Source organism: Kribbella sp. HUAS MG21, assembly GCF_040254265.1.
GTDB lineage: Bacteria > Actinomycetota > Actinomycetes > Propionibacteriales > Kribbellaceae > Kribbella.
Genome location: NZ_CP158165.1, coordinates 8,052,795 through 8,069,697 on the forward strand (window position 1 = coordinate 8,052,795; position 16,903 = coordinate 8,069,697).

Sequence of the window (16,903 nt, forward strand, 5' to 3'; positions counted from 1 at the left end):
CATCACCCACCCCACCTGAGGAGCACCCCGCATGCGCATCGCCGTCGCCGGTTCGATCGCGACCGACATCCTGATGACGTTCCCGGGCCGGTTCAAGGACCAGTTCCTCGAGGAGCAGATGCACAAGGTCTCGCTGTCGTTCCTGGTCGACGAGCTGGTCGTGCACCGCGGCGGCGTCGGCGCGAACATCTGCTACGGGATGGCCCAGCTCGGGTACCCGTCGCTGCTGGTCGGCTCGGTCGGCGCCGACTTCGCGGAGTACGGCGCCGCGCTCACCGACGCCGGCGTCGACGTCTCGCACGTCCGCGTCTGCGACAACGTGCACACCGCGCGGTTCACCTGCACGACCGACCTGGACGCGAACCAGATCGCCTCGTTCTACACCGGCGCGATGGCCGAGGCGCGCGAGCTCGACCTCGGCGCGATCCACCAGGCGTCCGGCGGCGTGGACCTGGTGCTGATCGGCGCCGACGACCCGGACGCGATGATCAAGCACACCCGGCTGGCCAAGCAGCACGGCATCGCGGTGGCGGCCGACCCGTCGCAGCAGCTGGCGCGAATGGACGGCGAGGACATCCGGACGCTCGTCGACGGTGCGGCGTACCTGTTCAGCAACGAGTACGAGGCCGGCCTGATGGTGCAGAAGACCGGCTGGAGCCACGACGAGATCCTCGAGCGGGTCGGCGTCCGGGTCACGACGCACGGCGGCGACGGCGTGGTGATCGAGGACTCCACCGGGATCCTGGCGAAGGTTCCCGCGGTGCCCGCGCCGGGCCTGGTCGACCCGACGGGCGGCGGCGACGCGTTCCGCGCCGGGTACCTCACCGGCCGCGCCTCCGGCCTCGACCACGAGGCGGCCGCGCACCTCGGCTGCACGCTGGCGACGACCGTGCTCGAGACGGTCGGCACCCAGGAGTACACGCTCGACCACACCACCTTCGTCGACCGCCTCACCAGCGCGTACGGCGCCGAGGCCGCGGCCACCGCGAAGCAGGCGCTCAAGTCGCTGTAGGGCCGTCAGCTGCTCCTTGCCCAGAGGCCGCGGACGTGGCCGATGTGGCGCCGCATGAGTTGCTCGGCGCCGTCGGCGTCACCGGTCTCCATCAGGTCCAGGAGCTCGTGGTGCTCGGCGGCCGACGGCACCAGGCGGCCGCTCTCGAGCAGCGGCGTCAGGCCGAGCAGGCGCGTCTGCGACCGCAGGTCCGACACCACGTCGACGAGCTTCTGGTTGCCGGAGTACGCGAGCAGCGTCACGTGGAAGACCCGGTCCGCCTCGATGTACGCGATCAGGTCGCCCGCCTCCGCGGCGACCACGATGTCCTCGGCCAGCCGCCGCAGCTTCGGGTAGTCGGCCGCCGGGATCACCGGGACGACGTCCCGGATCGTCGGCGGCTCGATCAGCTGCCGCAGCGCCGCCAGGTTGTCGAGGTCCGCGTCGGACACCTCGGTGACCCGGAAGCCCTTGTTCCGCAGCGAGATCACCAGGCCCTCGCGGACCAGGTCCAGCATCGCCTCGCGGACCGGCGTCGCGGAGACGCCGAACCGGGCGCCGAGCGTCGGCGCCGAGTACACCTCCCCCGGCTTCAGCTCGCCGGAGATCACCGCCGCGCGCAGCGCGTTGGCGACGCTGTCCCGCAGGTTCTCGCGCTGCGCGAGCCGCCGTACGCTCGGCAGCGGCCCGATCGAATCGGCAGCCATGGGTTCACCTCCTGGGTCGCCGCCTATTGTGAAGCACCGGGCCTCAGCGATTCGGGACGCCACCCCCGATCGCGGCGACCAGCTCGGTGAGCCGCTCGAACACCCGCTCGGCGCCGATCCCGTCGTGCTCGTACTCGTTCGTCACCCAGGCCTGCACGTTCCCGACCCGGCGCGCGGTGTCGAGCTGCAGGTGCGCGTCGACGTACATGTCGTCGTAGTACACCGCGGCGGCGACCGGTACGTCGTTCGCGGCCAGCCGCGGGACGTCGTACAGCTCGGGCCAGCGCGGACGTTGCGCGAGCAGCTCGACCGCGCCCTGGAACGGGCGCAGCCCGCGGATCTCGGCGAACATCCAGGGGTACATCATCTCGCCGGTGAACAGCAGCGGCCGGGCGTCCTCGGCGAACTCCGGGTGCCGCGCCCGCTCCGCCTCCGCCGCCCAGGCCGTCGCGCCCTCGCCGGAGCCGTAGATGCTCTCCTGCAGCGCGGCGAACAGCGGGTTGCCGAGGTACGACGAGAGTCCCAGCGCCTGCCCGAGGAACGTGTCCGACAGCTCGTCGCCGTCGAAGGCCTCGTCGAGCAGCCAGTGGATGCGCTCGTAGCCGGGCTTCATCCCGAAGTCGATCCCCAGCGACTGGAGGCGCCGTACGGTCAGCCGGTCGCCGTCCGGCAGCCGTACGTCGGACTCGGCCAGCCGGTCCGCGATGCGCCCGACGCGCTCCGCGTTGTGCGGGTAGCGCCGGTAGAACTCGCGGTTCTTCGCCGCGACGCGCGGATACGTCCGCCGGTACACCTCGGCCGCCGACGGGTCGATCGACGGAAGGCCGCCGGTGACGTAGCAGGCGGTCAGGCCCTCGGGCGCCTTCGACAGGTAGGTCAGCGTCAGGAAGCCGCCGTAGCTCTGGCCGAGCGTCGACCAGCGCTTGCCGCCGAACACGTGCCGGCGCAGGTGCTCGGCGTCCGCGACGATCGAGTCCGCGCGGAAGCAGGCCAGATAGTCGGCGCCCTCCTCGGCCGACAGCGCGGCCATCCGCCGGCCGCTGACCGGCGTACTGCGACCCGTGCCGCGCTGGTCCATCAGCACGACCCGGTACTTCTTCAGCGCCTGCCCGATCCACCCGTCCGGCCCGGTCGGTCGTGGGCCCTTCCCACCCGGTCCGCCCTGCAGGAACAGCAGAACCGGGAGCTCCTCGTCCTTCCGCGTCGGATCCACCAGCTCCCTGGCGAAAACCGTGATCGCCTCGCCCGGCTTCTGCCAGTCCAGGGGTACCGAAACAGTGTGCTCACGGACATGCATCCGAGGAATCGTGTAGCTGGTCATCCCGCCTCTTTCTGTCGGCGCCGCGCGTCCCATTCCGGGTTGATCCGCGGTACGGCGGCCAGCAACGTCTTGGTATAGGAGTCCTGCGGGTCACCGAACACCTGGTCCCGCGAACCGAGCTCCACGATTCTGCCCCGGTTCATCACCGCGACGCGCTGCGAGATCTGCCGGACCACGGCGAGGTCGTGCGCGATGAACACATAGCTGAACCCGCTCTCCCGCTGCAGCCGCATCAGCAGCTCGAGCACCTGCGCCTGGATCGAGACGTCGAGCGCCGACACGGCCTCGTCGCAGATCACCAGCTTCGGGTTCACCGCGAGCGCCCGGGCGATCCCGATCCGCTGCGCCTGGCCGCCGGAGAACTGCGCCGGGTACCGCCGGCAGTGGTCCGGGTTCAGGCCGACGCGCTCCATCAGCTCCTGGGTGAACGCCCGCCGGCCGCCCGGCGGGGTGATGCCCTGGTAGGTCAGTGGCGCGGTGATGATCCGCTCGACCGTGTACCGCGGGTTGAGCGACGAGAACGGATCCTGGAAGACCACCTGCACGTTGTTGCGGAAGGCCGCGAGCTCCTTGCCGCGGGCATGTGTCACGTCCTGCCCGTCGAACACGACCGTGCCGGCCGTCGGCTCCAGCAGCCGGGCGGCGATCCGTGCGGTCGTCGACTTCCCGCTGCCCGACTCCCCCACGATCGCCAGCGTCTCGCCGAGCTCGACGTCGAAGCTGACGTCGTCGACCGCGGTGAACGTCGACTTCCGCGCCATCGCGCCCTCGCCCCGGGTGACGAACTCCTTGGTCACCCCGCGCACCTGCAGCAACGTCATGCTGTGTCTCTTTCTTTGGCAACCTCGTCGTCGATTCGCGGTACGGCGTCCAGCAGCATCCGCGTGTACTCGTGCCGCGGCGCCGAGAACACCTGCTCCGCGGTGCCGTACTCGACCGGGTCGCCGGACTGCATCACCAGCACCCGCTGGGCGATCGAGCTGATCACCGCGAGGTCGTGGGTGATGAAGATCATCCCGGTGCCGGTGGTGGACTGCAGCTCGCCGAGCAGCTCCAGGATCTGCGCCTGGACGGTGACGTCGAGCGCGGTCGTCGGTTCGTCCGCGATCAGCAACGACGGCGAACAGCACAGCGCCATCGCGATCATCACGCGCTGCCGCTGGCCGCCGGAGAACTGGTGCGGGTAGTGGTCGACGCGGCGTTCGGGGTCCGGGATCCGGACCCGGTCGAGCGCCTCGATCGCGACCTGCCGGGCCGCGCGCCGGGAGCCGCCGCGGTGCGTCCGGTACATCTCCTCGATCTGCAGACCCACGGTGTAGTAGGGGTTCAGCGACGACAGCGGGTCCTGGAACACCATCGAGATCGCGTTGCCGCGGATGGATCTGAGCTCCCGGTCCGATCGCCCGAGCAGCTCGGTCCCGTCCAGCTTGACGCTTCCCGACGTCCGCGCGCCGCGCGGCAGCAGCCCGAGGACGGCGAGCGCGGTCATCGACTTGCCGGAGCCGGACTCGCCGACGATGCCCACCGTCTCGTCCCGGCCGACGGTGAACGACACGTTCTTCACCACGTCGACCGACCCACGGCTGGTCGGCAAGGTGACCGTCAGATTGTCGACAACAAACAATTCGTCGCTCATGCCGTCACCACCCGCACCCGTGGATCGAGTGCCGTGTACAGCAGGTCGACCACGACGTTGCCGATGACAACGAAGAAGGCGGCGAGCAGCGTGACCGCCATGATCACCGGCTGGTCGTTCTTCGCGATCGAGTCGGCGGCCATCTTGCCGATGCCGTTCAGCCCGAACACGGTCTCGGTGATCAGCGCGCCGCCGAGCAGCCCGGCGAAGTCCATCCCGAAGATCGTCGTGATCGGCGTCAGCGCGGGACGCAGCGCGTGCCGGCGCATGATCAGCGCGCCGCTCAACCCCTTGGCGCGGGCGGTCCGGTAGTAGTTCTCGGACAGCGTGTCGATCACGTTGCTCCGGGTCAGCCGTGCGTACAGACAGGCGTAGCCGACCGCCAGCACGACCCACGGCATCAGGTACGACTCGAACCAGACAACAGGACTGTCAACAAAAGGAACGGCTGCGGGGAACGGCAGCACCTGCAGCTTCACCACGAGTACGTACTGCAGGACGAGCGCGAGCACGTAGTTCGGGATGCTCACCCCGCCGAGCGCGAGGGCCATCGCGGACCGGTCCCACCAGGTGCCCTGCTTGACCGCGCTGATCAGCCCGCCGATCACGCCGGCGAGCAGCCAGAGGACGGCGGCGCCGACCGCGACCGTGATGCTCACGGGCAGCCGTGCGGTGATCATGCTCCACACCGACTCGTTGGTCTGGAAGCTGTACCCGAGGCACGGCGCCGAGCAGTGCACGGAGCCGTAGTCCCGGCCGGCGAAGATCCCGCTCAGGAACTGCCAGAACTGGGTCAGCAGCGGCTGGTTCAGCCCGAGCACGTCGCGGATCGAGTCGATCCGGTCCGGCGTACACGTCTTGCCGCAGATCATCACCGCGGGATCCGGCGACAGCTTGAAGAAGATCAGGTACGTGAACAGGCAGACGGCGAGCAGGATCACGACGACGCCGCCGAGCCGTCCGAGGACATAACGCGTCATGCGGCCTCTCCCTGGTCGACGAGGTTCCGGATCTTGTCGCCGAGGACGGTCAGCGAGAGCACCGTGAGGAACAGGAACGCGCCGGGGATCGCGAAGAACATCGGATCCACGGAGTACCAGCTCACCGAGCTCGCGATCATCTGGCCCCAGGACGCGGTCGGCGGCGAGACCCCGACGCCGAGGAACGACAGGCCGGCCTCGGTGCCGATGTAGCCCGGGATCGCGAGCGTCGTCATCACCACGATCGAGCCCCGCAGGTTCGGCAGGATCTCCCGGAACACCACCTGGCTGTCCTTCGCCCCGGACGCCCGCGCGGCCTCGACGAACTCACGGTTCGCCAGCGTCATCGTCTGTCCGCGGATCACCCGGGCCAGGTACGGCCAGCCGAACGCGCTGATCACCACGACCAGCAGCACCGGGCGGTTCCCGGCCGGCAGCGACGACAGGATCGCGATCATGAAGATCAGCGCCGGGAACGCCATCAGGAAGTCCATCAGCCGGGAGATCACCTGGTCGACCCAGCCCCGGTAGAACCCGGCAAGCATCCCGAGCACCACGCCGAGCACCCCGGTCAGCGCGGTCGCCGACAGCGAGATCGTGATCGACACGCGGGCGCCGTACACGATCCGGGCGAACAGGTCGCGGCCGTTCTGCGGTTCGACGCCGAACCAGTGCGAGCCGCTGATCCCGCCGAGCGCGCCGTGCGGTACGCCGCCGAGGTCGGAGTTGATCGCCGCGGAGTCGAACGCGTACGGGCCCCAGCCGCTGAGTTTGGTGATCAGCGGCGCGGCGACCGCCATCAGCACCACGACCGCGAGGAACGCCAGGCACGCCAGCGCGCCCTTGTCCCGGCTGATCGTGGTGAGGATCCGCTTGCCCGAGGTCGGCGGACCGCCGGCGGGTGCCGACGGTCCGACCTCCTCGACCTCTGCGAGGGTCGGAGCAGTGGTCACTTGCCGGCGTCCTTCAGGCCGACCGACACCAGGTCGATGCCGCCCGAGAATCCGTCGTGCAGGTACGCGCCGCCGATGTTGGTGCCGACCAGCATCAGGACCTTCTCGTAGAGCAGCGGGACGACCGGCGCGAGCGCCATGATCTGCTTGTCCAGTTCGCCGTACGCCGTGTTCGCGGCCTGGACGTCGGTGATCTTGGAGATCTCGTCGATCTTCGCGTTCACGCCCGGGTCGTTCAGCTGCGCCAGGTTGCTGTTGCCCTTCGGGGTGATGTTGCGGCCGTCGAACAGCGGCGGCAGGAACGTCGCGCCGGACGGCCAGTCCGGGCACCACCCGGTGATCGCGGCGTCGTGCTGCTGGGACGTCGTACCGATCACTTCGTAGTACGTCGCGGTGTCGATCGTGTTGATCTTGACGGTGATCTTCAGCGGCTCCAGCGCCTGCTGGATCGCGACCGCCATCGCCTGCATCTTCGGCTGCGCGCGGGTGTCGAGTGTCATCGTGAACCCGTCCGCGAAACCGGCCTCGGTGAGCAGCTTGCGGGCACCCTCGACGTCGCCCTTGTGGTCCGGGCTCGGGTACGGGTCGTAGTCCACGCGGCCGGCGACCGTCGGCGGCTGGATGCTGGTCGCGATCTCGGCGAGCGTCGAGCCGCCGACGGCGTCGCGCACGGTCTGCTTGTTGACCGCGAGGTTGATCGCCTGCCGCACCTTCACGTTGTCGAGCGGCTTCTTGGTGGTGTTGAGCCCCATGTACGTCGTACAGCCGCCGAGCCCCGTCATCGTGCGCTGCTTGAGCTGCGGGGTCTGGATCCGCGCCACGCTCGACGCCTGCACGGTCCCGGCGATCGCGTCGGCGTCGGCGCCCTGGCCGGCGATCATCCGCTCGTCGATCGTCGCCGGGTCGAGGCCGAACGTCCACTGGAACGCGTCCGGGTTCGCCGTCCGCACCTCGTCGGTCTTCTTGTCCCACTTGTCGTTGCGGACCAGCTTGAGCGACGCACCCGGCTTGTACTCGGCGAGCTTGTACGGGCCGGAGGCGATCGGCTTGCTGTCCAGCTGGTTGCCGGCGCCCTGCCCCTTCGGTACCGGGGTGAAGGTGTTCTGCGCGACGACGCTGCCGAAGTCGGCGTACGGTTTCTTGAGGTGGAAGACGATGGTCTTCGCGTCCGGAGTCTCGATGGTCGGCAGCTCACCGGACTTGTACGGGCCCTGGTACGACGCGGGCGCGTCGATCAGCTGCTTCGCGTACGGCGAGCCGATGCCGATCTCCGGGTCCCAGGCGCGCGAGACGCCCCATTTCACGTCGGTGCTGGTGATCGGCGCGCCGGTCTCGAAGAACAGGCCGTCCTTCAGCGTGAACGTCCAGGTCTTGCCGCCGTCGCTCGGCTTGCCGGTGTCGGTGGCGAGGTCCGGGACGATCTTGGTGCCGTCCGCACCGGGCGCGGCGCCCTGGGTGGTGAGCGTGCGGTAGATGAGCCGGTAGAAGTTGTTGACGCCGCCGTCGAAGCCGCGGGCCGGGTCGAGGTGCGAGAACGCCGCGTTCGCGAGCACCTGCAGTGTCCCGCCCTGCGCGGCCTTGGCACCGGGTCCGGCGGATTCGCCTTGACTGGCCGGCGTACCGCCGCCGCACGCGGTCAGCGTGAGCGCGGCCGAGGCGACGAGCCCGACCAGCATGGAGGTTCTCTTCATCAGTTGTCTCTTTCCGTTCGCAGCCACACACGCATGGCCAGGGCTTGACGGTTCCCCCACAGGAAGTACGGGACGAGCGTCACCGGCACTTCTCGAATCGCGATCTCGGATGCTTGGTCGGTGATCACCGGGTACAGCTCGGGCGCCGGCGGCGGCGCAACCCCCGCGCTCAACTCGAGCACGACATGCTCGTCCCGATACCGCGGCACCGCCTCCGCAACAGCCCCCGGACGAACCAGCAGATCATCCACCGGCGCATCCACATCCTGTTGCTCAACGCAATAAACCAACGGCCCCCGCGCAACAGCCGCCGCTCCCCGCACCGCATCCAGATACGGATGCGCCCCATGCACCCGAGCAGCCATCGGCAACGACAACCGCAAGGTGTCCCCAACGACAAACCGCCGCCGAACCGCAACCCAACCGTGTTCCGCTGCTTCTTCCACGCCGGCAACGGTGAGCTTGGCGTCTGTCGCCCACGCAGGGATGCGGAGGGCGATCGCGCGTTCCTCCGCGGGACCGTTCTCCACGGTAAGGGTGATTTCGCCATCCCAGGGGTAGTTGGTGGTGACGGTGACGGTGAGGTCTTCGGTGGTGATGCGGGCTTCGGCGTAGATGCCGATGTGCAGGGTGTTGTCGCGGTACAGGGCGACATGGTCCTGGAGTTCGGACATCCAGCGGATGATGTTGGGCGGGCAGCACGGGCAGCCGAACCACGCGCGGCGGAGCAGTTCGCCGCCGTCCTCCATCCCGGAGCGCTGCGCGTGGTCCGGCCGGCGCTGCAGCGGGTTGTCGTAGAAGAACGCCGTACCGTCGGCCGAAAGCCCAACGGCATAAGCGTTGTAGAGCACGGTCTCGTAGACATCCAGGTACTTCGCCGCGCCGGTCGCGCGGAACATCCGCCACGCCCACTGCATCGTCGCGATCGCCGCACACGTCTCGGCGTACGCGCGCTCCGACGGCAGCTCGTACCGGTCGCCGATCGCCTCGTCGGAGTGCCGGCTGCCGAGCCCGCCGGTGAGGTACAGCTTGGTCGCGACCATGTCGTCCCACAGCCGCTCCAGTGCCGCGAGCAGCGTCGGGTCCCCGGTCTCCAGGTGTACGTCGGCAGCGCCGGCCGCGAGATACGCCATCCGTACGGCGTGCCCGGTGACGGATGGCAGCTCACGGAACGGCACGTGGTCCTGGAAGTACTCCCCCGGGAAGATCGTGTGCTTGAGCTTTCCCTGACCGCGGCGGTCGACGAACAGCCGCGCCTGGGTGAGGTAGTCCGGGTCGCCGGTTTCTCGATAAAGCTCGACCAGCGCCATCTCCACCTCGGGATGACCGTCGACCACTTCCTCGCCCTGCTCGCCGTACTTCCGGACGACGAGATCCGCGAACCTCCGGGCGATTGTCAACAATCTGCCGTCCGACAATCGGCGCTGCGCCGCGACGGCCGCCTGGATGAGGTGCCCGAGGTTGTAGAGCTCGTGCCCCCAGCCGAGGTCCGACCACGGCTGCTTGGGCTGGTCCGGGTCCTGGAAGTACGAGTTCAGGTAGCCGTCGTCGGCCTGCGCCTGCTCGAGCAGTACGACGACCTCGTCGTAGAACTCGCGCGCGCCGGGCGGTGCGTCGTCGCGGCCGATCTCGTACGCGAGCCCTTCGAGCGTCTTGTAGAGGTCGGTGTCGAGGAACGGGTACCGCCCGCGGTACGTCCCGACGGAGGGATCCACCAGCCGCCGCAAGTTCTCCAGATTGCCGGCCTTCCGCAACTCCGCGATCGCATGCGGGATGGTCGCCACCCGATTCCGCCGCTGCCAGTCCCGCAGCAACCCGCCGGTCAGCTCAACCTCTGTACCGTGTGACATTGCACAGACCCTAAGTGCAATGTCACACCTTGCCAACCCCCACCGAAAGACGTTTACACACCGGAAACGATCCACACGGGGCGTGGTGCCCACCGCGCGGATCCAGTGGGCGGTGCCCGCTGCTCGGGTCGGGGGGCGTGGTGCCCGCCGCGCGGGTCGGGCTTAGGGGGCGTCGTGTCCGCCGCGCGGGTCGGGCTTAGGGGGCACAGGCGTGCGGGTGCGGTCGGGGTGGACCTTTGGGGCGGGATCGTGTTCTTGTGACTGCTCCGCTCGACCTGCGCCGTGCGCCTGCCAGGCCCGCCGTCGGCAATCTGTTCCGTGTGACGGCCGGCGTGAGCCTGCTCAGCATCCCGCTGCTGTGGGTCGCCCACCTCCTGGTTCCGGCGAGGGCGATCCCCTGTCAGGACCATCCGTGTCCGCCGTCGCTCGACGTGATCAGGGACCCCGAGCCGATCGATGCCGTGCTTGCGGCCGTGGGGGTCGAGCTTGTGGTGATCCTGGGCTATCTCGTGCTGGCCGCGGCGCGCCGGACGCTGGACCTACGGACCGGGCTGCGGTGGTTGCCGGTGGCGGTTGTCATCGTGGTACTCGCCGTCGGCAGTTTCGGGTGGCTGCTGGAGGCCGGCGCCGGGCGGAGCTACGACGCCTCGGAACTCACCTTCCTGATCCTCCTCGGCGCCTGGGTGCTCATGCCGCTGATCCTGTACGTCGTCCATCGCGCCGACCCGCGCGCGGTGGTCCCGGTCATCATCGGCCTGGCCCCGACCGCACTCGGCAACGCGCTCCTGATCAACAACGACCCGCTCGTGGTCCCGATGGCGCTGCCCGCGATCATGCTGGTGGTCGGCGTGATCACAGTCCTGGTCATGCGCCGTCGCCGGTAAGCCGTCAGCCGCACTGCGTCCAGTATCCCCGGGTGATCCCTTGGCGGGGCATGGTAGTGAGGTGACCGCGTCGCCTGTGGACCTTCGTCGCCCGCCTGAACGTGCGGCGGGCAACCTGTATCGGGTCACGGCCGCACTCGCGTTGCTGAGCTTTCCGTTGTTCTGGGCCGTGTACTGGGTGCTGCCGGTGTCGGCGCCGTACAACTGCGCCCAGCAGCCCTGCCCCCAGTCCATGGACTCGATGCCGGCGCCGACGGCGCTGAACCTGATCGTCCCCACGGCCGCGATCGAGCTTGTGATGCTTGCGGTGTACCTCGCGATCGCGACGAGACTGCAGCCGCTGGACCCGCGGGCCAGGCTGCGGTGGTTGCCGGCTTCGCTGGTGGTCGTCGCACTCGCGACTGGTGGTTTCAGTTGGCTGGTCGACGACGTCGGCCTCGACGTCGAGGTCCTGGGCGATTCGGGGCCGGGTTATCTGGTGCTTCTCGGTCTGTGGCTGTTGACGCCGCTGGTGACCTACGCGGTCCGTCGCGGTGATCGTCGGGCGGCGATACCTGTTCTGATCGGGCTCGTGCCCACGGCCGTCTGCAGCATCTTCATCGTGGACAAGTACCCGATCGCGGCGCTCCCGTTCGTCATGATCGTCGCCTCCCTGCCGGTCGCACTGGTCACCCGCCGATCCCGCTGAGCAGGTGGTGGGTCACAGACGCGGGTCGATCGGTTCGGATTCGAGGGCCAGTACGGCGAACACGCACTCGTGGACGCGCCACAGCGGTTCCCCGCGCGCCGCCCGCTCCAGCGCCTCCAGCCCGAGCGCGTACTCGCGCAGCGCGAGCGAACGCTTGTGGCCGAGGTTGCGGTCGCGGAGCCGGCTGAAGTTCGCGGGCTCGGTGTAGTCGGGCCCGTAGATGAGCCGCAGGTACTCCTGCCCACGCACCTTCAGCCCCGGCTGAGCCAGCCCCTTCACCGTCCGTGTCAGGTTCGCGGCCGGCTTCACCACCATGCCCTCTCCCCCAGCCGCGGTCAGCTCCTCCCACCAGGCGATCCCCGCGTCCCAGCCGTCCGCGTCCACGAACAACCGCCGCGTCGCCGTGATCAGCTCCGGGCCCGCGGCAACCATCCGGTCCGCGATCCCGAGGTGCCAGGCATGCGGCCGCTCCTCGTACGTCGCCCCTTCGGACGCGAGTACCTGGAACGGTGCCAGCCGCACCCCGTCCAGCCCGTCGGTAGGCCAGCAGTACCGCCGGTACGCCGCACTGAACCGCTCCGCGTTCGCCGCACGCCGCTCAGCAGACTGCAGCAGTTCACCCACATCCAGCCCGCTCGCCTGAGCCGCCCGCAGCGCAGCAGTTGCAGCAGGCAACGACGTACGAGCAGCCGCACCCACTGCGGCGTACTGGTTGCGCAGCAGATCCTCAGCCTTCGCACTCCACGGCAGCAGCTCGGCGTCCAGCAGCAGCCATGAGGTGTCCAGCTCCTCGAACACACCAGCATCACCAGCGACCCGGCGCAGCCGCTGCAGCAACTCGTCGGTCAGCTCCGCGTCGAAGAACGACCGCCCGGTCCGCGTGTGGATCGCCCCGCGCCCCGCCAGCCCGAACCGCTTCTCCGCCACATCGTCGTCCCGCGTGAGCAGCACGACCGCCCGCGAACCCATGTGCTTCTCCTCGCACACCAGCTCGGTCACGCCCTGCGCGCGGTACGTCTCGAACGCCTGCCGCGGGTGCTCGAGCAGCCCCGGCTCCGGCGAGGTCGCGACCGGGCTCATCGTCGGCGGCAGGTACAGCAGGAACCGCGGATCGATCGCGAACCGGCTCATCACCTCGAGCGCCGCACCAGCCTGCTCGGCCCGGATGCTCAGCCGGCCGTGCGTCGCGGTCTCGATCACCCGGCGGCCGGTCACGTCGGTGAGCTCGAGCACGTCGGGTTCGCGCGACGGCGCCGTTGCCACGTGCAACGGTTTCGCCGGGGCGTAGTACTCGGTGGCTGCGCGTACCTGGACCAGCTCGCGCTCCGGGTAGCGCAGCGCGGTCAGCGACCCGCCGAACACACAGCCGGTGTCGAGGCAGATCGTGTTGTTGATCCACTCCGGCTCGGGCGTCGGGGTGTGGCCGTAGACGACGGTCGCACGGCCGCGGTAGTCGTTCGCCCACGGGTAGCGCACCGGCAGCCCGAACTCGTCGGTCTCCCCGGTCGTCTCGCCGTACAGGCAGAACGAGCGGACCCGGCCCGACGTACGGCCGTGCATCCGCTCGACCAGGCCGGCGTGCGAGACGACCAGGTTGCCGCCGTCGAAGACGTAGTGCGAGATCAGGCCGTCGATGAACGCCGCCACCTCGGCGCGGAACTCCTCCGGCTCGGCGGCGAGCTGCTCGAGTGTGGTCTCGAGACCGTGGCTGATCTTCACGTTCTTGCCGCGCAGCGCCCGGAGCAGCTTGTCCTCGTGGTTGCCCGGTACGCAGTAGGCGTTGCCTGCCGCAACCATTCCCATGACGAGCCGCAGTACGCCGGGCGAGTCCGGGCCGCGGTCGACGAGGTCGCCCACGAAGACCGCGCGGCGGTCCGGGTGTACGGCGTCGACCGGGCGGCCGGCGTCGTCGCGGGTGAGGGTGTAGCCGAGGTCGGTGAGCAGCTGTTCGAGTTCCGGGCGACAGCCGTGGACGTCGCCGATGATGTCGAACGGGCCGGTCTGGTCGGTGAGGTCGTTGTAGAGCCGGGTGCGTTCGATGCTGACGGCATCGATCGCCTCGACGCTGTCGAGGACGTGCACGGTCCGGAAGCCCTCGCGTTTGAGGCTGCGCAGGCCGCGCTTCAGCTGCGAGCGCTGCCGGACGATCACCTTCGCCCCGAACTGGCGGTCGGCGCGCTGCTCGTTCCGCTCGACGCACACGCGCTCCGGCGGGTCGAGCACGATCGCCACCGGTAGGACGTCGTACTCGCGAGCCAGGTTCACGAGCTCCTTGCGGGCGTCCGGCTGCACGTTGGTCGCGTCGATCACCGTCAGCCGCCCGGCGGCGAGCCGCTTCCCGGCGATGAAGTTCAGCACCTCGAAGGCGTCCTTGGTCGCCGCCTGGTCGTTCTCGTCGTCCGACACCAGCCCACGACAGAAGTCACTCGAGATCACCTCGGTCCGCAGGAAGTGCTTCCGCGCGAACGTCGACTTCCCGGACCCGCTGGCGCCCACGAGAACCACCAGTGCCAGCCGGGGAATCTGCAGCACACCCATCACCGCACCTCCCCTTCCACCCTGAAGAGCGCGAGTTGGGTCGGCGGGCCGACCTCGGGGTCGTCGGGACCCACGGGCCGGAACTCGACCGTGTAGCCGTGGCCGATGGCGACTTCGGTGGCCCAGGCCCGGAACTCGGCGCGGGTCCACTCGAAGCGGTGGTCCGGGTGGCGGTAGATGCCCGCGGGAAGAGCGGGGAAGCGCACGTTGTACTCGCTGTTGGGCGTGGTGACGACGACCGCGGCGGGACGCGCGGTGCGGAAGACCGAGTGCGCCAAGGCGGGCAGCCGCGGCGGGTCGACGTGTTCGACGACCTCCATCAGTACGACGGCATCGAGGCCGGCGAGGCGCTCGTCGGCGTACGTCACCGACGACTGCAGGAACTTCAGCCGATCGCGCTGGCGGTCCGGCAGATCGTCGTAGTGCAGCCGCCGCTTGGCCGCGATCAGCGCGCGGGCGGACACGTCCGTGGCGATCAGCTCGCCGATCATCGGGTCCTTGAGGAGTTCGGCGACGAGCGCGCCCTCCCCGCAGCCGATGTCCGCGATCCGGCGCGCACCGAGCTCCCGCAGTACGGTGGCCACCGTCGTACGACGCTCCACGGCCAGCGACACCGAGCCCTCCTCGGAAAGCTCCTCCGCCAGTTCCTCGCCGTCCACCTCGGTCAGGCGTTCGAGGGCGGCGTCGGTCAGGTAGCGCCGGTGCGCGAGGTAGCGGCGCGAGATCAGGTCCTTCTCCGGATGCGCGGCGAGCCACCCCTCCCCGGCGCGCACGAGCTTGTCGACCTCGTCGGACCCGACCCAGTAGTGCTTCGCGTCGTCGAGGACCGGGAGCATCACGTACAGGTGGTTCAGCGCGTCCGCGAGCCGCAGTACGCCGGTCAGCCGCAGGTCGACGTACCGCGAATCACCCCACGCCGGGAGCTCCGGATCGAGCGGGACCGGGCGGGCGTCGACGGTCCAGCCGAGCGGCGCGAACAGCCGCTCGGCAAGCTTTGCGCCGCCGCTGCACGGCAGCGCCGGGACGTGGATCTCCAGCGGGAGCGGCCGCGCGGCCAGCTCGGGGCGGGCGTCGCAGCGGCCGTTCATCGCCGTCCGGAACAGTTTGCCGAGCGCGACGGAGAGCAGGCTGGAGGCGGCGTACGGGCGGTCGTTCACGTACTGCCCGAGCGTGAATCCCTCGGTCGCCTTGCCGCGCCCGGCCTTCACCAGGGCGATCGGGTCGATCTCCAGCAGGACGGCCGCCGTACAGCGGTCGGCGGTCGCCTCCGGGTAGAACACATGCGCCGATCCCCCGGTGACGTCGATCGCCTGCGGTCGCGCCGGGTTCTTGTGCAACAGGAACCCGAAATCACTCGCGGGCGCGTCGATTCCGGCCAGATCGGTGCCAAGCGTCAGGAACACTGACGTATTCGATCACGCGCCACGGATCGAGACACGCGGTTTAGGGTCTGGCGTGTTCGGGGGGTTTGGTTCTAGCTTGTGTTGAGAAGATGAGTCGCTACAGACCGTCCTTCCCCGCTGACAGTCGGTACATGTCCCCGGTTTGTGGCGAAAGCCCATTCACGCCGCTACGGGGAAAGGATCATGGCAGCTCTTTCACGCCACACGGGGTGTCGCCGGTGAAACCCCAGACGTTCGAACTCGTCCGTTACACCGACATCAGCGGGGTTTCCGGGACCGGCGTCGTCGCCGAAGGCTGTGTCTTCACCGACGGCTCGGTCGCACTGCGCTGGCACGGCGCGAACCCCTCGACGGCCGTCTGGCCGGACCTGGACTCCATCCTCGCCGTCCACGGCCACTGCGGCGCCACCGTCGTGCGCTGGCTGGACGTCTCCGAGATGGAGCCCGTCCCGGGTACCGACCTGCTGCCCGGCGAGGTCGCGCACATCCTCGCCACCGGCCGCCGCACCCACCACAACACCCCTGCCGCCGCCTCGGCCTGACCCCGGCCAACCCTCCAGCTCAGGGGACATCCCCCCAACTGGAGGGTTGCCCCCTGAAATTTCGAGCGGGCAACCCTCCACTTGAGCGGGCAGGCCCTACGGGGTGAGGCCGGTCAGGGCGAAGAACTCGGCGCGCGAGCTGGCGTTGTCGCGGAGCGTGCCGTGCAGCGACGACGTGACCGTCCGCGAGCCCGTCGCCCGGACGCCGCGCAACGACATGCACTGGTGCTCGGCCTCGATCACGACGCCGACGCCCTTCGGGTCCAGGTGGTCCTGGAGCCAGTCGGCGACCTGCTTGGTCAGCCGCTCCTGCACCTGGAAGTCGCGCGCGAACAGCTCCACCACGCGGGCCAGCTTGGACAGCCCGAGGATCCGGTCGCCGGGCAGGTACCCGACGTGGGCGACGCCCTGGAACGGCAGCAGGTGGTGCTCGCACAGCGACTGCACCGGGATGTCCTTGGCCAGGACGAGTTCGTCGTACCCTTCGTCGTTGGGGAACGTCGTCAGCTCGAACTCCCGCGGCGTCAGCATCTCGGCGTACGCGTTCGCGACCCGGCGCGGGGTGTCCGCGAGATGCGCGCTCCGCGGGTCCCGCCCGAGCGCGGTCAGCAGGTCCGCGACGGCCCGCTGCGCGGCCGGAAGGTCGATCTCCTCCCGGCGGGCGACGATACGGAGGGGGACGGACTCGAGGTCGGCCGAGATCGCCATCTGCACACTCC

The 16,903-nt window shown here is 69.4% G+C and carries 15 protein-coding genes; 4 read left to right on the plus strand and 11 right to left on the minus strand.

The genetic code is table 11. The features are described from left to right. The first annotated feature begins 31 nt into the window (after positions 1-31). Positions 32-1,012 (plus strand): carbohydrate kinase family protein, encoded by a 981-nt coding sequence (locus ABN611_RS38735; protein ID WP_350277287.1) that lies wholly within the window; start codon positions 32-34, stop codon positions 1,010-1,012. 5 nt (positions 1,013-1,017) lie between these two features. On the opposite strand, the gene ABN611_RS38740 is transcribed toward ABN611_RS38735, so the two are convergent. The 8 genes from ABN611_RS38740 to ABN611_RS38775 are packed head-to-tail and all read right to left on the minus strand — an operon-like array spanning position 1,018 to position 10,129. Continuing rightward, positions 1,018-1,698: a GntR family transcriptional regulator gene (locus ABN611_RS38740; RefSeq protein ID WP_350277288.1), complete on the minus strand. Its 681-nt coding sequence runs from the start codon at positions 1,696-1,698 to the stop codon at positions 1,018-1,020. Between the two features lie 43 nt (positions 1,699-1,741). Beyond that, complete coding sequence (locus ABN611_RS38745) at positions 1,742-2,995, minus strand: alpha/beta fold hydrolase (RefSeq protein WP_350277289.1); 1,254 nt, start codon at positions 2,993-2,995, stop codon at positions 1,742-1,744. 20 nt (positions 2,996-3,015) lie between these two features. Continuing rightward, positions 3,016-3,840 carry an ATP-binding cassette domain-containing protein gene (locus ABN611_RS38750; protein ID WP_350277290.1) on the minus strand — a complete coding sequence of 275 codons (825 nt, stop codon included), beginning with the start codon at positions 3,838-3,840 and terminating at the stop codon, positions 3,016-3,018. Beyond that, positions 3,837-4,655, minus strand: coding sequence for an ABC transporter ATP-binding protein (locus ABN611_RS38755; RefSeq protein ID WP_350277291.1), 819 nt, complete (start codon positions 4,653-4,655; stop codon positions 3,837-3,839). The genes ABN611_RS38750 and ABN611_RS38755 overlap by 4 nt, the downstream gene beginning before the upstream one ends. Next, positions 4,652-5,635, minus strand: coding sequence for an ABC transporter permease (locus ABN611_RS38760; protein ID WP_350277292.1), 984 nt, complete (start codon positions 5,633-5,635; stop codon positions 4,652-4,654). Before ABN611_RS38760 ends, ABN611_RS38755 begins: the two co-directional genes overlap by 4 nt. Next, the gene (locus ABN611_RS38765) at positions 5,632-6,588 is read right to left on the minus strand and encodes an ABC transporter permease (RefSeq protein WP_350277293.1); all 957 of its coding nucleotides are present in this window, start codon (positions 6,586-6,588) and stop codon (positions 5,632-5,634) included. The genes ABN611_RS38760 and ABN611_RS38765 overlap by 4 nt, the downstream gene beginning before the upstream one ends. After that, complete coding sequence (locus ABN611_RS38770; protein WP_350277294.1) at positions 6,585-8,279, minus strand: ABC transporter substrate-binding protein; 1,695 nt, start codon at positions 8,277-8,279, stop codon at positions 6,585-6,587. The genes ABN611_RS38765 and ABN611_RS38770 overlap by 4 nt, the downstream gene beginning before the upstream one ends. After that, positions 8,279-10,129, minus strand: coding sequence for a beta-L-arabinofuranosidase domain-containing protein (locus ABN611_RS38775; RefSeq protein WP_350277295.1), 1,851 nt, complete (start codon positions 10,127-10,129; stop codon positions 8,279-8,281). The genes ABN611_RS38770 and ABN611_RS38775 overlap by 1 nt, the downstream gene beginning before the upstream one ends. A 257-nt stretch (positions 10,130-10,386) precedes the next feature. Between ABN611_RS38775 and ABN611_RS38780 the strand changes: the two genes are divergently transcribed. Together ABN611_RS38780 and ABN611_RS38785 are read left to right on the plus strand one after the other, a co-directional pair. Beyond that, on the plus strand, positions 10,387-11,013 hold the full coding sequence (locus ABN611_RS38780; RefSeq protein ID WP_350277296.1) for a hypothetical protein: 627 nt from the start codon (positions 10,387-10,389) through the stop codon (positions 11,011-11,013). A gap of 61 nt (positions 11,014-11,074) precedes the next feature. Beyond that, complete coding sequence (locus ABN611_RS38785; RefSeq protein WP_350277297.1) at positions 11,075-11,701, plus strand: hypothetical protein; 627 nt, start codon at positions 11,075-11,077, stop codon at positions 11,699-11,701. Positions 11,702-11,713: 12 nt separating this feature from the next. Here ABN611_RS38785 and ABN611_RS38790 read toward each other — a convergent pair whose 3' ends face one another. Further along, on the minus strand, positions 11,714-14,239 hold the full coding sequence (locus tag ABN611_RS38790; protein ID WP_350277298.1) for a polynucleotide kinase-phosphatase: 2,526 nt from the start codon (positions 14,237-14,239) through the stop codon (positions 11,714-11,716). Continuing rightward, positions 14,239-15,642: a 3' terminal RNA ribose 2'-O-methyltransferase Hen1 gene (locus ABN611_RS38795; protein WP_350277299.1), complete on the minus strand. Its 1,404-nt coding sequence runs from the start codon at positions 15,640-15,642 to the stop codon at positions 14,239-14,241. The genes ABN611_RS38790 and ABN611_RS38795 overlap by 1 nt, the downstream gene beginning before the upstream one ends. Positions 15,643-15,860: 218 nt before the next feature. On the opposite strand from ABN611_RS38795, the gene ABN611_RS38800 reads away from it, so the two are divergent. Further along, complete coding sequence (locus tag ABN611_RS38800; protein WP_350277300.1) at positions 15,861-16,184, plus strand: hypothetical protein; 324 nt, start codon at positions 15,861-15,863, stop codon at positions 16,182-16,184. A gap of 96 nt (positions 16,185-16,280) precedes the next feature. Here ABN611_RS38800 and folE read toward each other — a convergent pair whose 3' ends face one another. Then, a complete protein-coding gene (gene folE / locus ABN611_RS38805; protein ID WP_350277301.1) occupies positions 16,281-16,892 on the minus strand; it encodes a GTP cyclohydrolase I FolE in 612 nt (203 codons plus the stop codon). Positions 16,893-16,903 lie beyond the last annotated feature (11 nt).

Coding starts and splice junctions, on each gene's coding strand:
- ABN611_RS38735 (WP_350277287.1), top strand. CDS start 32: ATGCGCATCGCCGTCGCCGGTTCGATCGCGACCGACATCCTGATGACG.
- ABN611_RS38740 (WP_350277288.1), bottom strand. CDS start 1,698: ATGGCTGCCGATTCGATCGGGCCGCTGCCGAGCGTACGGCGGCTCGCG.
- ABN611_RS38745 (WP_350277289.1), bottom strand. CDS start 2,995: ATGCATGTCCGTGAGCACACTGTTTCGGTACCCCTGGACTGGCAGAAG.
- ABN611_RS38750 (WP_350277290.1), bottom strand. CDS start 3,840: ATGACGTTGCTGCAGGTGCGCGGGGTGACCAAGGAGTTCGTCACCCGG.
- ABN611_RS38755 (WP_350277291.1), bottom strand. CDS start 4,655: ATGAGCGACGAATTGTTTGTTGTCGACAATCTGACGGTCACCTTGCCG.
- ABN611_RS38760 (WP_350277292.1), bottom strand. CDS start 5,635: ATGACGCGTTATGTCCTCGGACGGCTCGGCGGCGTCGTCGTGATCCTG.
- ABN611_RS38770 (WP_350277294.1), bottom strand. CDS start 8,279: ATGAAGAGAACCTCCATGCTGGTCGGGCTCGTCGCCTCGGCCGCGCTC.
- ABN611_RS38775 (WP_350277295.1), bottom strand. CDS start 10,129: ATGTCACACGGTACAGAGGTTGAGCTGACCGGCGGGTTGCTGCGGGAC.
- ABN611_RS38790 (WP_350277298.1), bottom strand. CDS start 14,239: ATGGGTGTGCTGCAGATTCCCCGGCTGGCACTGGTGGTTCTCGTGGGC.
- folE (WP_350277301.1), bottom strand. CDS start 16,892: ATGGCGATCTCGGCCGACCTCGAGTCCGTCCCCCTCCGTATCGTCGCC.